At 37.1% G+C, this 20,924-nt stretch carries 19 protein-coding genes; 14 read left to right on the top strand and 5 right to left on the bottom strand.

Annotated features, from left to right (window positions below; translation table 11 throughout):
• Positions 1-77 precede the first annotated feature (77 nt).
• The 3 genes from pbp4b to argH all read left to right on the top strand — a co-directional run bounded on the left by pbp4b (position 78) and on the right by argH (position 4,318).
• Positions 78-1,421 (top strand): penicillin binding protein PBP4B, encoded by a 1,344-nt coding sequence (gene pbp4b / locus MKY26_RS11645; protein WP_370873434.1) that lies wholly within the window; start codon positions 78-80, stop codon positions 1,419-1,421.
• Positions 1,422-1,724: 303 nt separating this feature from the next.
• Positions 1,725-2,933, top strand: coding sequence for an argininosuccinate synthase (locus tag MKY26_RS11640; RefSeq protein ID WP_095372287.1), 1,209 nt, complete (start codon positions 1,725-1,727; stop codon positions 2,931-2,933).
• Positions 2,930-4,318 carry an argininosuccinate lyase gene (argH, locus tag MKY26_RS11635; RefSeq protein ID WP_095372288.1) on the top strand — a complete coding sequence of 463 codons (1,389 nt, stop codon included), beginning with the start codon at positions 2,930-2,932 and terminating at the stop codon, positions 4,316-4,318. The genes MKY26_RS11640 and argH overlap by 4 nt, the downstream gene beginning before the upstream one ends.
• Before the next feature lie 26 nt (positions 4,319-4,344).
• Here argH and MKY26_RS11630 read toward each other — a convergent pair whose 3' ends face one another.
• Complete coding sequence (locus MKY26_RS11630; RefSeq protein ID WP_095372289.1) at positions 4,345-4,833, bottom strand: universal stress protein; 489 nt, start codon at positions 4,831-4,833, stop codon at positions 4,345-4,347.
• A 107-nt stretch (positions 4,834-4,940) separates the two neighbouring features.
• Here MKY26_RS11630 and MKY26_RS11625 point away from each other — a divergent pair, with 107 nt between their 5' ends.
• From MKY26_RS11625 to MKY26_RS11610, 4 genes are all read left to right on the top strand, one after another.
• Positions 4,941-5,093 carry a hypothetical protein gene (locus MKY26_RS11625; protein ID WP_157733921.1) on the top strand — a complete coding sequence of 51 codons (153 nt, stop codon included), beginning with the start codon at positions 4,941-4,943 and terminating at the stop codon, positions 5,091-5,093.
• A gap of 251 nt (positions 5,094-5,344) precedes the next feature.
• Positions 5,345-5,614, top strand: a complete 270-nt coding sequence (locus tag MKY26_RS11620) for a YhdT family protein (protein ID WP_095372290.1) — start codon at positions 5,345-5,347, stop codon at positions 5,612-5,614.
• The gene (panF, locus tag MKY26_RS11615; protein ID WP_095372291.1) at positions 5,611-7,083 is read left to right on the top strand and encodes a sodium/pantothenate symporter; all 1,473 of its coding nucleotides are present in this window, start codon (positions 5,611-5,613) and stop codon (positions 7,081-7,083) included. The genes MKY26_RS11620 and panF overlap by 4 nt, the downstream gene beginning before the upstream one ends.
• 313 nt (positions 7,084-7,396) lie before the next feature.
• Positions 7,397-8,893: an SLC13 family permease gene (locus MKY26_RS11610; RefSeq protein WP_233435211.1), complete on the top strand. Its 1,497-nt coding sequence runs from the start codon at positions 7,397-7,399 to the stop codon at positions 8,891-8,893.
• A gap of 39 nt (positions 8,894-8,932) precedes the next feature.
• Here MKY26_RS11610 and MKY26_RS11605 read toward each other — a convergent pair whose 3' ends face one another.
• Positions 8,933-10,030 (bottom strand): Xaa-Pro peptidase family protein, encoded by a 1,098-nt coding sequence (locus MKY26_RS11605; RefSeq protein ID WP_322909668.1) that lies wholly within the window; start codon positions 10,028-10,030, stop codon positions 8,933-8,935.
• 170 nt (positions 10,031-10,200) lie between these two features.
• Here MKY26_RS11605 and MKY26_RS11600 point away from each other — a divergent pair, with 170 nt between their 5' ends.
• The 3 genes from MKY26_RS11600 (at position 10,201) to MKY26_RS11590 (ending at position 12,799) form a co-directional block, all read left to right on the top strand.
• Entirely contained in the window at positions 10,201-10,881 is a 681-nt protein-coding gene (locus MKY26_RS11600) for a metal-dependent hydrolase (RefSeq protein WP_224935770.1), read from the top strand.
• 276 nt (positions 10,882-11,157) lie between these two features.
• Positions 11,158-11,403, top strand: coding sequence for a hypothetical protein (locus MKY26_RS11595; protein WP_095372294.1), 246 nt, complete (start codon positions 11,158-11,160; stop codon positions 11,401-11,403).
• A gap of 79 nt (positions 11,404-11,482) precedes the next feature.
• Positions 11,483-12,799 (top strand): CBS domain-containing protein, encoded by a 1,317-nt coding sequence (locus MKY26_RS11590; RefSeq protein WP_095373634.1) that lies wholly within the window; start codon positions 11,483-11,485, stop codon positions 12,797-12,799.
• A gap of 113 nt (positions 12,800-12,912) precedes the next feature.
• On the opposite strand, the gene MKY26_RS11585 is transcribed toward MKY26_RS11590, so the two are convergent.
• Positions 12,913-13,224, bottom strand: a complete 312-nt coding sequence (locus tag MKY26_RS11585; protein ID WP_095372295.1) for a YtpI family protein — start codon at positions 13,222-13,224, stop codon at positions 12,913-12,915.
• Positions 13,225-13,356: 132 nt separating this feature from the next.
• On the opposite strand from MKY26_RS11585, the gene MKY26_RS11580 reads away from it, so the two are divergent.
• Entirely contained in the window at positions 13,357-14,301 is a 945-nt protein-coding gene (locus MKY26_RS11580) for a DHH family phosphoesterase (RefSeq protein ID WP_322909667.1), read from the top strand.
• A gap of 21 nt (positions 14,302-14,322) precedes the next feature.
• Here MKY26_RS11580 and ytrI read toward each other — a convergent pair whose 3' ends face one another.
• Together ytrI and MKY26_RS11570 are read right to left on the bottom strand one after the other, a co-directional pair.
• A complete protein-coding gene (ytrI, locus tag MKY26_RS11575; RefSeq protein WP_095372297.1) occupies positions 14,323-14,829 on the bottom strand; it encodes a sporulation membrane protein YtrI in 507 nt (168 codons plus the stop codon).
• Positions 14,826-15,164 (bottom strand): YtrH family sporulation protein, encoded by a 339-nt coding sequence (locus MKY26_RS11570; protein ID WP_095372298.1) that lies wholly within the window; start codon positions 15,162-15,164, stop codon positions 14,826-14,828. Before MKY26_RS11570 ends, ytrI begins: the two co-directional genes overlap by 4 nt.
• Before the next feature lie 160 nt (positions 15,165-15,324).
• On the opposite strand from MKY26_RS11570, the gene dnaE reads away from it, so the two are divergent.
• The 3 genes from dnaE to MKY26_RS11555 all read left to right on the top strand — a co-directional run bounded on the left by dnaE (position 15,325) and on the right by MKY26_RS11555 (position 20,924).
• Positions 15,325-18,696, top strand: a complete 3,372-nt coding sequence (dnaE, locus tag MKY26_RS11565) for a DNA polymerase III subunit alpha (RefSeq protein ID WP_322909666.1) — start codon at positions 15,325-15,327, stop codon at positions 18,694-18,696.
• Positions 18,697-19,052: 356 nt separating this feature from the next.
• A complete protein-coding gene (locus MKY26_RS11560; RefSeq protein WP_095372300.1) occupies positions 19,053-20,291 on the top strand; it encodes an NAD(P)-dependent malic enzyme in 1,239 nt (412 codons plus the stop codon).
• 9 nt (positions 20,292-20,300) lie between these two features.
• Positions 20,301-20,924 carry a FadR/GntR family transcriptional regulator gene (locus MKY26_RS11555; RefSeq protein ID WP_095372301.1) on the top strand — a complete coding sequence of 208 codons (624 nt, stop codon included), beginning with the start codon at positions 20,301-20,303 and terminating at the stop codon, positions 20,922-20,924.

Raw genomic sequence — 20,924 nt, 5'->3', positions numbered from 1 at the left:
CATAGCTATATACCCTTCCGTTTGCTTGGCCAAGTGAATATAGTAAAGTAATTATAATGAGAAAGGAATGGCAAGTGTTGAAAAATATCGTTTGGATTCTTCTATTTATTCTGCTTTGCCTTTCTCCATCCCCCTCTAATGCTAAATCGAATACAAACACCATGCAAGCAAAAAAAAACTATTATACAAAATTACAAATTGGGCTGCCAGAAGATGTGGGTATCAGTAGTGAGCGTTTAAAAGTCGTTGATGAATGTATAACAACGGAAATATCCCGTGGTTTTCCTGGTGCTGTATTAGTAATCATTAAGGATGGAAAAATCATTAAGGATTCAGCGTATGGATTCGCCAAACGATATGATGGGCATTCCGTATTGTCGCAACCAATAAAAATGAAAACAACAACGATTTTTGACCTCGCATCAAATACAAAAATGTTCAGTACAAATTTTGCTATGCAACAGTTAGTTTCCCAAGGGAAGGTTGACTTGAAGCAATCTGTCCAATATTATTTACCAGCATTTAAAGATCGTGATAACGACGAGATAAAAGGAAAAGCAAAGATAACAGTAACCGATCTGTTGCAGCATACTGCTGGACTACCGAGCAGTATTCACTATCACGATCCAAAAAAAGCGGGCGTGTTATATTCTCAAGATAGAGAGTTAACTAAAAAGATGGTCATAGCTACACCACTGAAGCATCCGCCCCATACAGCACAAATATATAGTGATATTGATTATATGTTATTAGGGATAATTATTGAAGAAGTGACAGGTGTATCATTAGACGATTATGTTGAAAAGGAAATATATAAACCCCTTGGCCTTATTCATACTAAGTATAACCCTCTACAAAAAGGAGAAAGCCAAAATGAATTTGCCGCAACTGAGTTATTTGGTAATACAAGAGATGGTGCTATTTCCTTTCCCCATATAAGGAAGCATACATTACAAGGAGAAGTCCATGATGAAAAGGCGTTTTATAGCATGGCAGGTGTATCAGGACACGCGGGCCTATTTTCTACTGGGAGGGAAATGGCTGTATTATTACAAGTGATGTTAAATGGAGGTGGCTACGGGAATCTTGAACTTTTTAATCAGTCAACCATCAATCAGTTTACAACCCCTTCGTCGCCTGACTCTTCTTTTGCATTAGGTTGGAGGATAAATAGTGACGATCATATGCATCAATTTTTTAGTGAAAGTGCACCGAGCACTGTCCTTGGTCATACAGGCTGGACAGGAACGATGACTGTTATTGATAAGGAAAATCAACTTGGCATATGTTTACTAACAAATAAAAGACACTCACATGTAATCGATCCTTATAAGAATCCAAATGTTTTTGCCGGCGATCAGTCAGTTATTAGTAATTATGGGAAAGTGATAGACCTTATTTATAAGGCGATAATCTCTTAGCAATCATTGCTATAAATAAATAAAAACAAGAGTAAGGAAACTAAGATAAAAGCCAATAAGGCTTTTATCTTTTTTTATAATGGTTTGCAATATATGCTGGAAATTTTGCTCTTTTCTACACTTTCACTTGTTTCGGTTGGACGGATATTTATGTGGATTTATGCATTTGTGGATATTTTATAGAAATTGTAGATAACCTATTGCAATTTTAGGGAAAGGTTGTTAAAGTATTAACATAATCAGTTGAATAAAAATATAAGTTATTGAATATTTATACGTATCCACTTCAAGGAGGAAATAAAAATGTCAAATCCAAAAGTTGTTCTTGCCTATTCAGGCGGTTTAGATACTTCAGTTGCAATTAAATGGTTAGGAGATCAAGGTTACGCTGTTGTTGCTTGTTGTTTAGATGTTGGTGAAGGAAAAGACCTTGATTTCGTAAAAGAAAAAGCACTTCAGGTTGGTGCGGTTGCTTCTTACGTGATTGATGCAAGAGAGGAATTCGCGCAAGAATTTGCTCTTGTAGCCTTACAAGCACATGCATTATATGAAAATAAATATCCATTAGTATCAGCGCTTTCTCGTCCGTTGATTGCAAAAAAATTAGTGGAAGTAGCTGAAAAAGAAGGTGCGGTTGCAGTTGCACACGGATGTACGGGTAAAGGGAATGATCAGGTCCGTTTTGAAGTGGCTATTGCGGGATTAAATCCTGACTTAGAAGTATTAGCACCAGTGCGTGATTGGAAATGGTCTCGTGAAGAAGAAATTGCTTATGCAAAAGAAAATGGTATTCCTGTACCGATTCAATTAGATTCTCCATACTCTATTGACCAGAACTTATGGGGAAGAAGTAATGAGTGCGGAATTCTAGAAGATCCTTGGGCTGCACCACCAGAAGATGCATATGATTTAACAAATAGTCTCGAAAATACGCCAGATACCCCAGAAATCATTGAAATCGGTTTTGAGGAAGGCGTACCTGTGACATTAAATGGGAAATCATATATGCTTTCTCAGCTAATTACAGAGTTAAATTACATTGCTGGAAAACATGGTGTGGGACGTATTGACCACGTTGAGAACCGTTTAGTAGGGATTAAATCTCGTGAAATTTATGAAGTGCCAGGTGCTACTACTTTAATGAAAGCACATAAAGAGCTGGAAGATTTAACACTTGTGAAAGAATTAGCGCATTTTAAACCAATTATTGAGAAGCAGGTTGCTGAATTAATCTATAACGGACTGTGGTTCTCTCAATTAAGAACAGCACTCCAAGCATTCTTAAAAGAGTCGCAAAAATACGTAACTGGGACAGTAAGAGTGAAATTATTTAAAGGCCATGCGATTGTTGAAGGAAGAAAGTCTCCTTATACTTTATATGATGAAAAACTTGCCACATACACTTCTGATGATGAATTTGATCATAACGCAGCGATCGGTTTCATTAAATTATGGGGTCTACCAACAAAAGTACAAAGTGCGGTGCAAGGTAACAAGAAGGTGACAGTGTGAAAAAGCTTTGGGGAGGCAGATTCACCAAATCTGCTGAAGAATGGGTCGATGAATTTGGCGCATCCATCTCCTTTGATCAGGAGCTAGTACAAGAAGATTTGCAAGGAAGCATTGCTCATGTAACAATGCTTTCTGCAAATGGTATTATTAGCGAAGAGGATGCTGAAAAAATTAAATCTGGCTTGCAAACATTACAAGAAAAAGCTGCTAATGAAGAAATTGAGTATTCAGTTAAACTTGAAGATATTCACCTTAACTTAGAAAGTGCATTAACTGAACTTGTCGGTCCTGTAGGCGGAAAGCTACATACAGCTCGTAGCCGAAATGATCAAGTTGCTACTGATATGCATTTATATTTAAAGAAGCAGGTTCAAACCATTATTATGCTTGTTGAAGAACTGCAAAATGCATTACTTACACAAGCGGAAGCGAACGTTGAAACGGTGATGCCAGGATATACCCATTTACAGAGAGCACAACCGATTTCATTTGCGCATCACCTAATGGCATACTTCTGGATGCTTGATCGTGATAAACAACGTTATCAAGAAAGCCTCAAACGCATTAACATTTCTCCACTTGGAGCTGGTGCATTGGCTGGAACAACTTTTCCGATTGATCGCTATCAAACAGCCGAATTGCTTGGTTTTGAAGGGATTTATGAAAACAGCTTAGATGCTGTGAGTGATCGCGATTTTATTTTGGAATTCTTATCTTCAAGTTCAACACTGATGATGCATCTATCTCGATTAAGTGAAGAATTGATTCTCTGGTCAAGTCAAGAATTTCAATTCATTGAATTAGATGATAGTTTCGCAACAGGAAGCAGTATTATGCCGCAAAAGAAGAACCCGGATATGGCTGAGTTAATACGCGGTAAAACGGGACGAGTATACGGAAATCTTATGGGGATGTTGACTGTTTTAAAAGGCTTACCACTTGCTTATAACAAAGATATGCAAGAAGATAAGGAAGGCATGTTTGATACTGTCAAAACGGTCGTTGGTTCTCTAAAAATCTTTGTTGGAATGATTGAAACAATGAAGGTGAAGACAACACAAATGGAGAAGGCGACAAAGAATGATTTCTCTAATGCGACTGAACTAGCTGATTATCTTTCAAGTAAAGGTGTACCATTCCGTGAAGCGCATGAAATCGTTGGTAAGCTCGTGCTTACTTGCGTACAAAAAGGTTGTTTCTTAATGGATTTAACACTTGAGGAATACAGAGCTGTTAATGATTTATTTGAAGCCGATATTTATAAGGTGCTTGATCCATATACCGCTGTTGAAAGAAGAAATAGCGCGGGTGGAACAGGCTTCGACCAGGTGAGAATCGCTATAGATAAAGCGAAAGCTAAGTTAAATAAAGAAGAGCATGCCTAGATGCGCATGCTCTTCTTCGCTTTTTTTTAGGAGTGCTTCTCTGCCACGTTTGCCTCCCCACTTTTTTGCTTTGCGGATTTATTCGGTCTGACCACAAGTACATCACAAGGTGCGTGGCGTGTAATATATTCTGATACACTACCAATTAAGAAGCGTTCGACAGCATTCAGCCCCGTTGCTCCACATATAATAAGGTCGATTGGCTTTGTTTTCGCGATATCTTTGGTTATGATTATTTTGGGAGATCCATATTCGATTATATACTCTACTTTAGTAACGTTTGCTTGAGTACAAACTTCCTTATAACGTGCCATTAAGTTTTCAGCAAATTCTGTAGCTCTAACAGAAGTAGAGTGATCATAAGCTTCAATAGCATTGGTACGAGTATCGACAACATGAGCTAAAATGAGATTGGCACCACTATCCTTCACCATTTCAATTGCTTGATTAAATGCCTCATCTGCTTCTACTGAACCATCTACTGCGACTAAAATGTTTTCATAATGTTTACTCATTTAAATCTCCTCCTTTACCTATTATTATACATACCCTTTTTATGAATAAATGTAGCCATTTTTCAAACAATAATGAGGAAAAAATAATGACAAAGGAGTGAACAATCTTGAAAAAAGAAGAAAGAAATGAATGGAATCAATTGTATGATGAAAATGAAGCAGAACAATCTATTAGCGATTCAATAATGGAAGCATATAACGGTGGTGCAGTCAGTCGCCAACAATTGACGAACGAAACCAATGAAGATGAATTAAGCTAAAGTAATATAAAAGGCGTTTTGTCATATGACAAAACGCCTTTTGAGCTTGTATTCAAAAAACTTCATAAGAGTAGACAAAAACACCTTTACTGTTAAAATAATTTTGTGATGGATATATTGTAGTTACCCCACTATGTTAAAAGATGTAAAAAAACGGTTGATTACAGGAAGCAATTTAGGTCATGTCCATTGATAGCCATTTATATTAGAATAGAACGATAGGGGAAAGGTTTATTAAGGGGGAGAAGAAGATGGAGCAAAAAAAGCTTGATCCAAGATATAAAGTTGCTAATCGAGAAGCGCTTATCGGTGTCGGTATTGCGATGATCAACTTTTTCATATGGTATTCTTTTGCCTACGGCTTAGGTAGTAAGCCTGTTGAAGAGTATCAATATATCTTTGGATTACCTTCGTGGTTTTTCTATAGCTGTGTGTTAGGGTTTCTAATTATTACAGTCATCGTTTGGTTGGTTGTTAAGTTCTTGTTCTCTGATGTACCTTTTGAGGAGGAAGAACAATGAATTGGGGAGTAGCTATACCATTAATTATTTTTTTATGTTCACTATTCTTTTTTGGGATTTATGCAACAAAATATTTAAAGCATGGACCTGATTTTTTACAAGAATATTTTCTAGGTGGAAGAAATCTTGGTGGCTTATTATTGGCGATGACGATGGTGGCTACATATGGGAGTGCGTCAAGCTTCATCGGTGGACCTGGAATTGCTTATAATATGGGTCTTGGCTGGGTGTTATTGTCGATGTCACAAGTGGTAACAGGCTACTTTACACTCGCTATCTTAGGTAAAAAGTTTGCCATTATCTCTAGGAAGACAAAAGCGGTTACTTTAAATGATTTCTTAAGAGAACGCTATCAAAGTAAATGGGTAGTCATCTTATCGTCAATTTGTATAGTTGTTTTCTTATTCGCTTCTATGTCTGCGCAGTGGATTGGTGGTGGCCGATTATTAGAATCGTTTATGGGATTGTCGTATCAATCAGCACTTTTAATTTTTACATTATCTGTTCTTATTTTTGTTGTGATTGGTGGTTTTCGTGCAGTTGCCATCACTGATACAGTTCTCGGTATGATCATGTTAATTGGTACAATTATTATTTTAGTAGGAACAATCATTGCTGGTGGTGGGGTACCGAATATTATCGAGAAATTAACAGCAGAAAATCCTAACTTGATTACACCCTTCGGTGCGGACGGTTCATTAACGCCTTTATACGTATCCAGTTTTTGGCTTCTGGTTGGTGTTGGTGTGGTTGGTTTGCCCCAAATTGCTGTCAGAGCAATGTCTTACAAAAACGCAAAGGCAATGCATACGGCGATGATTATCGGTACACTTGTTACAGGCGCTATTATGCTAGGTATGCATCTTACAGGTGTATTTGCACGAGTGGTGATTCCTGGAATTGAAGTCGGGGATACGGTGATGCCGCAATTGACACTAACCATTTTACCTTCATGGTTAGCAGGGATTGTGTTGGCAGCTCCGATTGCAGCGGTCATCTCAACAGTCAATGCATTGTTACTTCTTGTCAGTTCATCGTTGGTGAAAGATATTTACATAAATTATATTAACAGTAAAGCAACAGATCAGTTTATTAAAAAGTTGACGTTATCTGTAACAGCAATCATTGGTATTCTAGTGTATATTGTAAGTATAGAGCCACCTGATCTTCTTATCTGGCTTAATTTATTTGCTTTTGGTGGATTAGAAGCAGCGTTTATCTGGCCAATTATTATGGGGCTTTATTGGAAAAAAGGAAATGCCTATGGGGCTCTTGCTTCTATGATTACAGGGGTAAGTAGTTATATTATTATTGACCGTTTATTTCCGGACTTATTAGGCGTGCACCCGGTCGTTGTCCCAGTGTTTTTATCTTTTATACTTTATGTCCTTGTTAGTTTGTTCACACAATATAAAAAACCAACTCAACAACAGGAGATTATCGATAAATTTTGGTATGTTTCAAAGTAGTTATTTTCTAAATGAAACAAAGTAAAATAAAACCTGAACAAACACAACCAATTGTGTATGTTCAGGTTTTTTCTTTCTTAGCAAGTTTAATAAAAAAGTGAAGGTATACATTGCGGTGTTTTTATTCTAAATGAAAACACAAGAGGAAAAATGTTTTCTAAAATAATTATTATTAGAATTATCTTATTATTACGTTGGTGCAATAAAGTGTGATAGTATTTATATGAATGCGTTTACATATCTATATTTTCTAAATATATATATGTTAAAGTATTTTAAAATATTTATTTTTTGGGAATGAAGGTGAGATGAGTTGGCGAATGAGGTGAAAAAACAAGGGTATACAAAAGGAAAATTGATTGGGTTATTTCTCGGTCCAATACTTGCATTAATTGTATTCTTTTTATTACCAAGTGATATGATTGGTTATGAAGGAAGGGTAGTTATTGCTAGTATTATGATGATTGGTACGTATTGGGTGACAGAGGCGGTACCGATGGCGGTTGCATCGTTATTACCGTTGGTTCTTATTCCGTTATTTGGCGGTGCCCCGATTGATGTGGTTTCAAGATCTTACGGAGAATCCGTTATTTTTATGTATATGGGTGGATTTATTTTGGCAATTGCCATTGAAAAATGGAATTTACACAGAAGGATTGCACTCAATATTATTGACATGATTGGAACGTCAAGCCATAAAATTATTCTCGGTATTATGCTTGCCACAGGATTGTTAACAATGTTTATTTCGAATGCTGCGACGGCATTAATGATGTTACCAGTTGCATTAGCTTTAATTTCAGAAATGCGAGATAAGAAAATTTTAGAAGGTCAAAATATTGACTTTTTTGCTAAGTCTATCTTACTTGCTGTTGCCTATACAGCAACAATTGGCGGTTTAGCTACGCTTGTTGCGGCTGTTCCAAATGCTGCACTCGCAGGTATTGCTAAGATTCAATTTGATGTAGAGGTCACCTTTTTGCAATGGTTAATCTTTGCAGGTCCGGTTGCGATTATCATGTTTGTTTTCTTATATTTCTATTTAACAAAAATGAAATTTAAGGTAAATGCTGAGAACCAAACAGAAGTGTCTTTTATTAAGGAAGAGAAAAGAAATCTTGGGAAGATAAAAACCGAAGAGTGGGTTGTTATTGCTGTCTTCTTATTAACGGTTTCTTTATGGGTCGGCAAGCCGGCTATTTCTTGGATTGCAGATCAAGTAAGTTTTCTATCATTCTTAGAAAGGTTGGGTTCATTGCCTGACGCAAGCATTTCTATGATGGGTGCTATCCTCTTATTCTTCTTACCAAGTACAAAAGGTGAGAGAATTTTAGAGTGGGGAGATTTAGCGAAACTACCATGGGGTGTATTAATTTTGTTCGGTGGTGGCTTAGCGTTAGCGTCAAGTCTTGAGCATTCGGGTGTGAATGACTTTATTGCCGTAGCATTACAAGGATTAGAAGCATATACACCGTTTATCATTATTCTTCTACTTGTTGTCATTGTATTAGGTATGACAGAAATACTGTCAAATACTGCTGTTGCCAACCTCGTCTTACCAATTTCAGCAGGTTTAGGTGTTGCTATTGGGATCGATCCTTTAATTATGATGGCAGCTGTTGCCTTAGCAGCGGGATCATGTTATATGCTTCCTGTTGCAACTCCACCGAATACCGCTGTTTTTAGTGCGGGTGAACTGGAAGTAGCCGATATGGCTAAAGCGGGTGTTTGGCTAAACGCAGTTAGTGTAATCGTGATTACATTAGCGGTTTATTACTGGATGCCAATCGTCTTTGGTATTACGATATAAAAAGAAGACCCCGAGTATAATGACGGGGTCTTCTCTATGTTATTTAATGGTTTGTAACTCTTTTGGGAATTGTGTTAATGGTATAGCACCGTCTTTTGTTAGAACAAGATCATCTTCGATACGAACACCGGCTACTCCTGGTACGTAAATACCTGGTTCAATTGTGTACACCATGCCTTCTTGTAGAAGCAAATCATTTGTTTCTGTTAATGAAGGATATTCATGGACGGAAATACCAAGTCCGTGACCGAGGCGATGTGGGAAGTAATCTCCATATCCGGCATCTGCAATAATTTTTCTTGCTGCTAAGTCAACTTCTGATGCTTTTGCACCAGGTTTACATGCTGCTATTGCTGCTAATTGCGCTTTGAGCACGGTGTCATAAATTTCTTTTTGTTTCTCATTTATTTCACCATAAGCAACCGTTCTCGTAATGTCTGAACAATAGCCTTTCCAAACAACGCCAAGGTCAAATAGAACAAGGTCGCCTTTTTGAATTTTTGTCATACCTGGTGTACCATGCGGAGATGCTCCGTTTTTACCAGTTAGAACCATTGTTGAAAAGGACATTTCATTAACGCCTTTTTTCTTTAATTCATATTCGATTGTAGCTAAAACTTCCAGTTCTGTCTTTCCTTCTGCTATGGCAGCACAGCCTGTTTCAATAGCGAAATCTGCAAGAGCAGTAGCTTCTTTAATAATCGCAAGCTCTTCTTCACTTTTTACCATTCGTAATGTACGAAGCTTTTCTTCAGCAGATACCATACTTGCATGAGGGTAAAGTTCTTTCACCGCTTCATAACGTTCAACATTCATATGTTCTTTTTCGATGGCTATTTTATTAACTGTTGAAAGACGTGTAACAATGGCATCATTAATCATTGTCCATGGATTTTCTATATCTGTATATCCAATAATATCACCATTCCAACCAGCGTTTTTGGCATCCTCTATTTCCATTTTTGGACAGACAAGGAAAGGGTCAGCATCTTGGAAAACGGCTAATCCTAGTAAACGCTCATTAGGATCACTATGAAAAGAGCTCAAGTAAAATACATTTTCTGTTGATGTAATAAAAGATACATCAATTTTGTTTTCTTTCATCCATGATGATAAAATATCCATTCTTTGCTTCATGGTAGTCCCTCCTGGTCTTTATGTAGTAAGCTATAAGCAAGCGTATCAACTATATATGAAAAAGTAAACTTTTTGAACTGTTTAAATTGAAAGAAATAAGGGAAGAGACAGGATAACTTCATATTTATGTTGAAAAAATTACATAGGAAAAACAGAAAGGAGAATCATTTGTGAAAGTATCATTTCATGGCCATTCTATCGTAAAAGTAAAAACAGAGGATAAAACAATTTTATTTGATCCATTTATTACTGGGAATGAATTAACAGACCTTAAGGTTGAAGAAGAAAAACCGGATGTTATTATCGTGACGCACGGACATGGTGATCATTTAGGAGACACAATTGAACTGGCTAAGAAGAATCAATCTCTAGTGATATGTAATGCAGAACTTTCATATTATCTAGGTTTCCATGGTATTGAAGCACACGGCATGAGTATTGGTGGTGCGTATGATTTTGATTTTGGGAAAGTGAAATTAACTCCAGCTTTACACGGAACAGGGCTCGTAACTGAGGATAACCAAATTGTTTATTTAGGTATGCCGGCTGGTGTCTTACTAACAATTGATGGTAAGACAATCTATCATGCAGGAGACACAGGTTTGTTTTCGGATATGAAATTAATTGGAGAGAGACATCCGATTGATTTAGCATTTATCCCGATTGGTGATAACTTTACAATGGGACCAGAGGACGCTGCTTATGCTGTAGAGTTGCTGCAACCGAAACAAGTCGTTCCCGTTCATTACAATACATTTCCACCAATTAAACAAGATCCACACGCTTTCGCTAAATTAGTAAAAGGATCTGATGTAAAAGTAATGGAAGCTGGAGAAGTTGTTGAATTATAATAAATATTGTTGAGAGAAACTGAAATAATGCCACAGATGACTGTCTGTGGCATTTTTGATTTCAATTTGTGAACCAACTAGTTACACTTTTTCATGGAAAAGTGCGTAAGCTAATACAATTGATTAAACCTCTAATATAGTGGGATTAGAATTGAAAAGGCAACTGGGTACATATCAATACTTTTTCACATAATAAATACACTAGTATTGAAGACGATTCTGGTCATGTCCGCTTTCTTCTCTGCATAAATATAGATTATGAGAGGAGAGGATGAGATGAGGAGATATCGTTATATTATTTGTTTATTGCTTGCAGGTGCTATGCTCTTTTACGCAGTCCCTCGATTAGATGTTTATAGCAGTGGTCTTGAGGGTGTTTTTACCATTACTTGGTTAGCATTTGCATTGATTGTTATTGCCGGAAATTTGACAGCCTTATTATATGAGCCGAAATCAAAGGTAAATGTAAGGACAAGGCGAAAAGTGGTTACATCTAACCGCAAACGAATGAGGTCTCATTAATAATATTGCTCGTTCGTTGAACATCACAACTTTTCATTCTATAATAAGGCTATGAAGGATGAAAATAGAGGGTGATGTCTTGGCTACAAAGCATGAGCAGATTTTACATTATATTGATGAGTTACCAGTCGGAGAAAAAATTTCCGTTAGACAAATTGCAAAGGCACTATCGGTGAGTGAAGGAACAGCTTACCGTGCCATTAAAGATGCTGAAAATAAAGGGTATGTGAGTACGATTGAAAGAGTCGGTACAATTAGAATAGAAAGAAAGAAGAAAGAAAACTTTGAAAAGCTTACTTACGCAGAAGTTGTCAATATTGTTGATGGACAAGTGCTAGGAGGACGAGCAGGACTCCATAAAACATTGAATAAGTTTGTGATCGGTGCGATGAAGTTAGAAGCAATGATGAGATATACTGGGGCTGGAAACTTATTAATCGTCGGAAACCGTACGAATGCCCATGAACTAGCGTTAAAAGCTGGAGCAGCCGTTCTTATTACGGGTGGTTTTGATACGGAAGAAGATGTGAAGCGGATTGCTGACGAATTAGAGTTACCGGTGATTTCAACAAGCTACGATACTTTTACAGTAGCAACGATGATTAACCGAGCAATATATGATCAGTTAATTAAGAAAGAAATTGTTTTAGTAGAAGACGTACTTACACCTGTTACTCAAACGATTAGCTTGCAAACAACAGATACGATTGAGGAATATTTAAAACATAATCGAGAGACGAGTCATAGTCGCTTCCCGGTTGTTGATCAACATATGAAGGTTCAAGGGATGGTTACTTCCAAAGATATTATGGGCCATAAAACAGATACACCTATTGAAAAGGTCATGACGAAAAACCCGATGACAGTTGGTGGTAAAACAAGTGTGGCTTCTTCTTCACATATGATGGTTTGGGAAGGGATTGAACTCCTCCCAGTTGTTGATCAATCGCATAAGTTAGAGGGAATCATTAGTCGACAGGATGTGTTAAAAGCGCTTCAAGTCATTCAGCGGCAACCACAAGTTGGTGAAACAATTGATGATACGGTGACAAATCAGTTGGTATTAGCGAATGGAAAAACGAAGAATGAAGCGATGTATCGCTGTGAAGTTACACCGCAAATGACGAACCATATTGGTTCCATCTCGTACGGTGTTTTCACGACGATAGTGACAGAAGCTGCTAATCGCGTTTTACGAATGTACAAAAAAGGTGACCTTGTAGTTGAAAATATGACCATATACTTTTTAAAACCAGTTCAAATTGAGAGTATGCTTGATATTTTTCCAAGAGTGCTTGATGTTGGAAGAAAGTTTGGGAAAGTAGATGTAGAAGTCTTCAATGGCGGGGTATTGGTTGGAAAAGCGATGATGATGTGTCAATTAACAGAAAGATAAGCATAAATCGGCTAGTTGATGGATACATCTTCTAATAGCTAGTAAAACATCAACTAGACCGAATTTACTTACTACCTTACAATTGGAGCCACCACAGGTGAAATTGTAAGGTTTTAGTTTTGGTTCGATTTAATCCATTCGGATTCTTCAATCGCACGAGGGAGAAAATATTTATAGGCTTTCATACCAGCCCAAATACTGATTCCGCCAATAATGATAAAAAGAGCAGAGATAACATACGTAATCGTACCGCTATAAAGAAATAGTTGGTTGACACCGAAAAAGAATATAAAGGCACCTAGCGCCATACGTGATTTAGCTGAAATCCATTCTTTTTCTGCAGGACGTCTAGAACGTACGTATTTCACTTTATAGAATACGTACAAAGCAAAAGATAGTGCAATAAAAACTGCAAGTACAAGCATGTACAAACCTCCATAAATGAACATATGTCTTTATTTTAACTTCTATAAGAGGAAATTGCTAGAAGAGAGAGAATAATTATTATAATTGCAAGATGCTTTTCTTTCTTGTGTGTTATTTGAGAGGAGTATACAATGAAGAGTAAAATTCTGTCCGCGATCAAAAAGTATGACAAAATCATTATCCATCGTCATATTCGTCCAGATCCAGATGCCTACGGGTCGCAAGGAGGGTTGGCAGAAATAATAAAAGCTTCTTTTCCGCAGAAACAAGTATATACAGTGGGGCAAGAGGACGAAACCCTGCTCTATTTGCGTAAAATGGACAAGATAAGTAATGAAGTCTACGAAGGAGCTTTAGTGATTGTTTGTGATACTGCCAATACGGAGCGCATTAGTGATCAACGGTACACAAAGGGTGATCTATTAATAAAGATTGACCACCATCCTAATATGGATCCGTATGGAGATTTGCTTTGGGTAGATACTGAGGCGAGCTCTGTAAGTGAAATGATTTATGAGTTTTTTCTAAGTGGTCAAAATGATGGTTTAATAATGACAGATGAGGCAGCAAGGCTGATTTTCGCTGGCATTGTCGGTGATACAGGGCGGTTTATCTATCCAAGTACAACGAATAAAACCTTTGCTTATGCAGGAGAACTAATTAAATATCAGTTCTCAAGGACAGAGCTTTTCGATAGAATGTATGAATTAGCACCCAATCTAATTAAGCTCCAGGGATATATTTTACAACATTTTCATATGCTTGATAGCGGAGCGGCAGTGGTGAAAATGGACAGTAGTTTATTGCAAAAATACGAGGCTACACCTGCTGAGGCGTCGGTTTTAGTCGGAGAGCTCGGCCATGTTAAAGAATTGAAGGCATGGGTGTTTTTTATAGAAGAAGAAGATCAAATAAGAGTGCGCTTCAGGTCGAAAGGTCCGATCATTAATCAACTAGCTCGGTGCTATAAAGGTGGGGGACATCCATTTGCAGCAGGTGCATCTATATATAGCTGGGATGAAGCTGAAAAAGTGATTTCCGACTTAAATGATTTATGTGAATCGTGGACCATTTAATAATTAATAGAGGTTGAGCAATTAATTTAATAACAGCTCAACCTCTAATACAAGTGTTGTATCTATAATAATGGATTGAATATCAGCTCGGTAGCGCTTCCCATTAATGGGGTGGGTTTTATTCACAATTATGCGTTTTACGAGTTCGATACTTTGTCCGACGCTTTTTATATCTCGCGCCATTAAAATACTGATATCTTCTTTGATCGCATCCTCCGTTTGATAGAGGCTGTATTCGTCTAAATTATATTTCTTGAGTGCAGATTGGTCGATTTTAACAACGATCTCTTGGACAGTTAATAATTCTTCGTTTTCTTTATTCAATTTTTTAAATTCCTTCTGCCATATCTCCTTTTCATTTTCTAATTCCTTAATTTCAGCTTCCTGTGTGTGGATTTCTAAACTATAACGCTCTTGCCATTCACCAAAAATGTAAACGAAAACACACCAACTTAATACGCCTCCGATAGCCATTCCAGCAAAAAAACGCTGCCAAGAAGGTCTGCGATAATAAGGGGGGATTCTCATTTAGGTAAATGCTCCTGAGTTAGCCAGATGATGATTTGAGCGCCTGTTTGAGCCCCACCAAAAGCTGAGAGAATTAAGAGACATTGTTTGATAATATCTTTCGTTTGCCCATCAAGGACTCCACGCTCAAAACTATAAACCGTATCAAAAGTACCTCCAATAGCAGCGATAATTGCCCAAATTCTAATAGAATTCGATAGATTGAAAATTTCTGTTAAGGGAGGTTTTCCTGTGAAAAACGCGGCAATGCCACCGATGATTGAACCGCCAATCAAAACACCAAGAGCAATAAAGTAACTTTCTAAAAGAGAAGAAAAGAAGGGTTGCTCATTCATTTACATAACCGCCTTTTAGTGATGAATTCTCTCTATTCCATCATATGGACGAACATCATAAATTATGTTTATTCTTCAATGAATTCATATGGGATTGTACAATGAGAGTTTTCATTAAGAAACAAACGTTCTATAATAAAAGAAGAAGAAAAATGAGGGTGTGAGAAAGTTGTCTTTTATTCACTTGCAAGTATATAGTGCCTATAGTTTATTAATGAGCACAGCTAGTGTTGAACAACTCGTAGCAGATGCCAAAGTAAAAGGGTATCCAGCAATTGCCCTTACAGATAGAAATGTAATGTACGGGACAGCACAGTTTTATAATGAATGTAAAAAAAATAATATTAAACCTATTATTGGGTTGACTGTCGATATTGAAAAGGAACAAGAAGAAGGGACGAACCCAATAGTATTACTAGCGAAAAATAACCAAGGTTATCAAAACTTACTCAAAATAACGAGTAGCCTGCAAACGGCAGCAGAAGGCGGACTCCCGCTCAAGTGGTTGAGGGCTTACTCAAATGGATTAATTGCTTTAACACCTGGTTTAGAAGGCGTAATTGAGAATTACTTGCTAGAAGACCGGTTTATGGATGCTGAAAAATATGCTCGTATGTATAAAGAGATTTTTTCTGGTGATTTTTATCTTTCTATGCAAAGACATGGGCTAACAGAGGAAGAGAAAGTATTGCCGTTGCTTAAGGATTTATCAGAGCAAAGTGATATATCACTAGTTGTGACAAATGCTGTTCATTATTTAAATAAAGAAGATGCCTTTGCTCAACAATGTGCACTTGCTATACGCAATGGAGAAAAATTAGAAGACGAGAGTTGGGAAAGATTACAATCTGATCAATATTCTTTAAAACGTGTGAAAGAAATGGTTGACCTTTTTGTAGAAGAGGAAGAGGCGATTATAAAGACGAATATGATTGCCAGTGAATGTGATGTGGAGATGGACCTTGGAATAAAAAGCTTGCCGAAATTCCCCACTGATGGCCATCTGACAGCCGATCAGCAATTAGAGCAGCTCTGTATGAAAGGGTGGGGTGAGAGATATCCTGATGGAAATGAGAAAGCTAGGAATCGCCTTATGTATGAGCTTTCTATTTTGAAGAAAATGAATTTTAGTGATTATTTTTTAATTGTTGCGGATTTTATGCAGTTTTGTAGAAGGGAAAAAATTTTCACTGGACCTGGACGTGGTTCGGCAGCCGGCTCAATTGTAGCATATGTGCTTTATATAACAGATGTTGATCCGATTCGTTACAATTTGCTTTTTGAACGGTTTTTAAACCCTGAGCGGATTTCTATGCCTGATATTGATATTGATTTTCCTGACCATCGCAGAGATGAGGTAATCCAATATGTGGCAAGCAAGTATGGTCAGCAACATGTCGCGCAAATTATTACGTTTGGAACATTAGCAGCTAAGGCGGCACTTAGAGATGTTGGTAGGGCCTTTGGCTTAAACTCAAAGGAACTAGATCAGCTATCTCGTGCGGTACCTAGTCGACTAGGTATTACCTTAAAATCAGCTTGGCAAGAGTCACATTCTTTGCAAACATTGATTAATCAATCATCGTTATATAAAAGATTATTTAATACAGCACTAAAGTTAGAAGGATTGCCAAGACATACTTCTACACATGCTGCTGGCGTTATCATAAGTGAGCGCCCACTTGTTCAAGTGGTACCAATTACCGGGGGACATGGAGATGTTTTTCTAACACAATTTTCAATGGAGCACTTGGAAGATCGTGGCCTATTAAAAATGGATTTTCTTGGCTTACGTAATTTGTCACTTATTGAAAATATTTTACAGTCTATTAAAAAGAAAACAGGAAAACTTATTCCAATAAAAGAAGTGCCACTTCAAGACCAAAAAGCTTATGAATTACTATCTAGGGGAGAAACAACAGGAATTTTTCAGTTAGAATCAAGTGGGATGAGAAATGTATTAAAGAAACTGCAACCGACTACATTTGAGGATATTGTTGCAGTCAATGCATTATATCGCCCAGGCCCGATGGAAAATATTCCGTTATTTATTGCGAGAAAGCATGGTGAGGAGGAAATTACCTATCCTCATCAAGATTTAGAAGATATATTGAAGCCGACTTATGGTGTCATTGTTTACCAAGAACAAATTATGCAGATTGCAGCAAAGATGGCAGGATTTTCACTAGGGGAAGCTGACTTATTAAGAAGGGCTGTAAGTAAAAAGCAAGAAGAAGTTCTGAATAAAGAAAGAGCACATTTTGTGCATGGTGCGATTAACCAAGGATATACAGAAGAAACTGCCAATCAAATATATAATTACATCGTTAAGTTTGCTAATTACGGATTTAATAGAAGTCATGCAGTAGCGTATAGTATGATTTCTTATCAACTTGCCTATTTAAAATCCCATTATCCGCTACATTTCATGGCGGCATTGTTAACTTCAGCTATTGGTAATGATGCGAAAGTAGCCCAATATGTAAATGAGGCGAAGCAATTGGGGATTGAGATCTTACCTCCTTCCATTAATAAAAGTATCTTTTCTTTTCAGGTGGAAAATCAAGGAATCCGCTATAGTTTAGCAGCAGTGAAGACGATCGGGGTAAATGCTTGGAAGGAAATTGTTCGAGTGAGAGCAGGTAGATCATTCCAAGATTTATTTGATTTTTGTATCCGTATGTCAGGGAAAGTATTCAATAGGCGAATGCTTGAAATGCTTGTTCATTCCGGGAGTTTTGATGAGTTTGGTGAGGACCGAGCGACACTACTTGCTAGCTTAGATATTGCCTTAGAGCATGCCGAGTTAGTTCAGCCAGATGATGATCAATTTGATATGTTTAGTGAAGAGGAATTTTTCCCTAAACCAAAATACGCAACTGTTGAAGAGATTCCCTTGTTAGATAAACTTGCTAACGAAAAGGCGGCTTTGGGGTTATATCTTTCTGCGCATCCGGTAACAACCTATGAATCATTTTTTTCACTGTTAAAATCTCAAACGCTACAATACATTGAGAGTCAAGAGAGAAAAGTAATTGTTCAATCAGTCGTGTATATCTCAGAAATGAAGAAGATTAGGACCAAAAAAGGAGAAGCGATGGCATTTTTACTTCTTAGTGATCAAACTGGAGATATGGAAGCAGTCGCTTTTCCGAAAATCTATAATAAGTATTCTTCTATCATGCAAGCTGGCGATATTGTCTTTATGAAAGGTGAAGTAGAGGTAAGGAATGGAAAGAAACAATGGATTATTAGAAGTGTTGAAAAAGTAGAAGAAGTGATTGAAAAGGAGGAATCTAAGCCACCTACCCTTTACATTAAGATTACGAAAGAGAATGAATCAGATGAGAAATTAACATTGTTAAAAGAAATTTTACAATATGAAGTAGGGCAATCACCTGTCGTTTTATTCTATGAAAATGATCGTAGATCCATCAAACTTAGTCAAGATGAATATGTATCATACAGCGAAAAATTGACTGAACGCTTAAAAGAATTATTTGGAGGAGAGAATATTGTTTTTAAGCGTTAGCCTTTACAAGTTTTTCAGATATGTTATATTGTTATCATAAACTGGTCAGACCACCATGAAGTTGATTTTTAAAGAATTTGCATTAAGTGCTGCTTTCATTTCCTTATTTATAGGTAAATTGTTCTCTAGTACTGAAGCAATTCTTATTAATGAATACTGAATCATTTTTCTAGTATATGTTTATTGTGAGGTCGACTGCTATTTTGTAACGTCCTAGGTATTTGGTTGTTTTTGCCACATTCTTGATATATGTATTGAAGAATAAGAGAGAGAAAATTTACATATTAAGAAAGAAGAGACAGCTAGTATGTTGGGTTTGTGAAGAATTATAAGAAAAGCACTAAGGGGTGTAGGTCATGTCATTAAGAGATGAAGCATTAAATATGCATAAGGTTCATAAAGGTAAATTAGAATCTAAATCAAAAGTAGCTGTTACAAATGCGAAAGAGTTAAGCTTAGCTTATTCTCCCGGCGTTGCAGAGCCATGTAAAGAAATTTATGATAAACCAGAAACGGTTTATGATTATACAATGAAAGGCAATATGGTAGCGGTTGTTTCTGATGGAACGGCTGTTCTTGGACTTGGTAATATCGGACCAGAAGCAGCCTTACCAGTAATGGAAGGGAAAGCTGTGTTATTTAAAAGCTTTGCAGGTGTTGATGCTTTTCCAATTTGCTTGAATACCAATGATATTGATAAAATCGTTGATACGGTGAAGTTAATGGAGCCGACTTTTGGCGGTGTGAACTTAGAGGATATTGCAGCACCGAATTGCTTCTATATTGAAGAACGTTTGAAAAAAGAGACAAATATTCCAGTGTTCCATGATGATCAACACGGGACAGCCATTGTAACTGTTGCTGGACTTGTCAATGCCCTTAAACTTGCTGGTAAAAAGATGAGCGAAATAAAGGTGGTTGCAAACGGTGCTGGTGCAGCAGGTATTGCTATTATTAAATTACTATACCGTTATGGTGTAAGAGATATTATTATGTGTGATACAAAGGGTGCTATCTATGAAGGGCGTCCAAACGGGATGAATGATATTAAGAGTGAAGTTGCCCGATTCACAAACCGTAACCAAGTTAAAGGTAGTTTAACAGATGCAATTAAAGATGCAGATGTATTTATTGGTGTATCAGTGGCGGGTGCTTTGACAGCTGATATGGTACAATCAATGAACGACAAGGCAATCATTTTTGCTATGGCTAATCCAACACCAGAAATCATGCCAGAAGAGGCAAAAGCTGCTGGAGCGCTTGTTGTTGGTACAGGTCGTTCAGATTTCCCTAACCAAGTAAATAATGTTCTTGCATTCCCAGGAATCTTTAGGGGTGCTTTAGATGTTCGTGCAACTCATATTAATGAGCATATGAAAATTGCTGCGGTTGAAGCAATTGCTGAATTGATTGCTGAAGACGACTTACATTCTGATTATGTCATTCCAGCTCCATTTGATCCACGAGTGGCACCAGCAGTAGCATCTGCAGTAGCTAAATCAGCTATGGAAACTGGCGTAGCTAGAATTAAAGTTGACCCAGAAGAAGTGAAGCAAAGAACAGCACAACTTGCAGCTATCGGAAAAGATAAATAACGATAGGCGGTGAGTTCGCTGGACAATTCAACGAAATTATATATAGAAATCGTGAAACAGCTGCGAAATATTATTCAAGAAGAAGGTTATCAAACAGGTGACAAACTACCTTCAGAACGTGAAATGTCAGAACGCCTAAATGTTGGGCGTTCTTCCGTTCGTGAAGCTTTTCGTGCGTTAGAGCTACTAGGTTTAATAGAGACGAGAAGAGGCGAAGGAACCTTTATTAAAGATTTTCGTGGTCATAATCTGGTACAATTACTGAGTACATTTATTCTGCAAGACAAACAAGCAAAAACTGATATTAAAGAAACGAAATATTTGGTAGAATGGGATTGTATATGGTTAGCGATGAGAAAAGCAACTCCAAAAGAACTTGAAGCTTTTAGAAATTGGGTCACTTCTGAGGTGTTTCAAGAGAATGAATATTTTTATCGCATCGTTCTCATAGCAGATAACCATTTATTTAAGCGTCTATGGACGATTTTAACCGATTATTATAATTCGTTAGACTTTGGTTCAGCTATTGTTGATCAAAAAACCTATCTGTCATTAATAGATGCGATGATAGAGAAAGATGAACAAGCAGCAAAAATTCAATATTGTTTAATAAGAAATTTGTCGAGCATTTAA

The sequence above is a fragment of the Cytobacillus sp. FSL R7-0680 genome (genome assembly GCF_038009245.1).
Classification (GTDB): domain Bacteria; phylum Bacillota; class Bacilli; order Bacillales; family Cytobacillaceae; genus Cytobacillus; species Cytobacillus kochii.
Note: the sequence above shows the minus strand (reverse complement) of the source record. Positions and strands in the feature narration are given on the sequence as shown.

Excerpts from the sequence above, each read along its gene's own strand:
- MKY26_RS11640 (WP_095372287.1), top strand. The coding sequence starts at position 1,725 with ATGTCAAATCCAAAAGTTGTTCTTGCCTATTCAGGCGGTTTAGATACT.
- MKY26_RS11630 (WP_095372289.1), bottom strand. The coding sequence starts at position 4,833 with ATGAGTAAACATTATGAAAACATTTTAGTCGCAGTAGATGGTTCAGTA.
- MKY26_RS11620 (WP_095372290.1), top strand. The coding sequence starts at position 5,345 with ATGGAGCAAAAAAAGCTTGATCCAAGATATAAAGTTGCTAATCGAGAA.
- panF (WP_095372291.1), top strand. The coding sequence starts at position 5,611 with ATGAATTGGGGAGTAGCTATACCATTAATTATTTTTTTATGTTCACTA.
- MKY26_RS11605 (WP_322909668.1), bottom strand. The coding sequence starts at position 10,030 with ATGAAGCAAAGAATGGATATTTTATCATCATGGATGAAAGAAAACAAA.
- MKY26_RS11595 (WP_095372294.1), top strand. The coding sequence starts at position 11,158 with ATGAGGAGATATCGTTATATTATTTGTTTATTGCTTGCAGGTGCTATG.
- MKY26_RS11585 (WP_095372295.1), bottom strand. The coding sequence starts at position 13,224 with ATGCTTGTACTTGCAGTTTTTATTGCACTATCTTTTGCTTTGTACGTA.
- MKY26_RS11580 (WP_322909667.1), top strand. The coding sequence starts at position 13,357 with ATGAAGAGTAAAATTCTGTCCGCGATCAAAAAGTATGACAAAATCATT.
- ytrI (WP_095372297.1), bottom strand. The coding sequence starts at position 14,829 with ATGAGAATCCCCCCTTATTATCGCAGACCTTCTTGGCAGCGTTTTTTT.
- MKY26_RS11570 (WP_095372298.1), bottom strand. The coding sequence starts at position 15,164 with ATGAATGAGCAACCCTTCTTTTCTTCTCTTTTAGAAAGTTACTTTATT.
- MKY26_RS11560 (WP_095372300.1), top strand. The coding sequence starts at position 19,053 with ATGTCATTAAGAGATGAAGCATTAAATATGCATAAGGTTCATAAAGGT.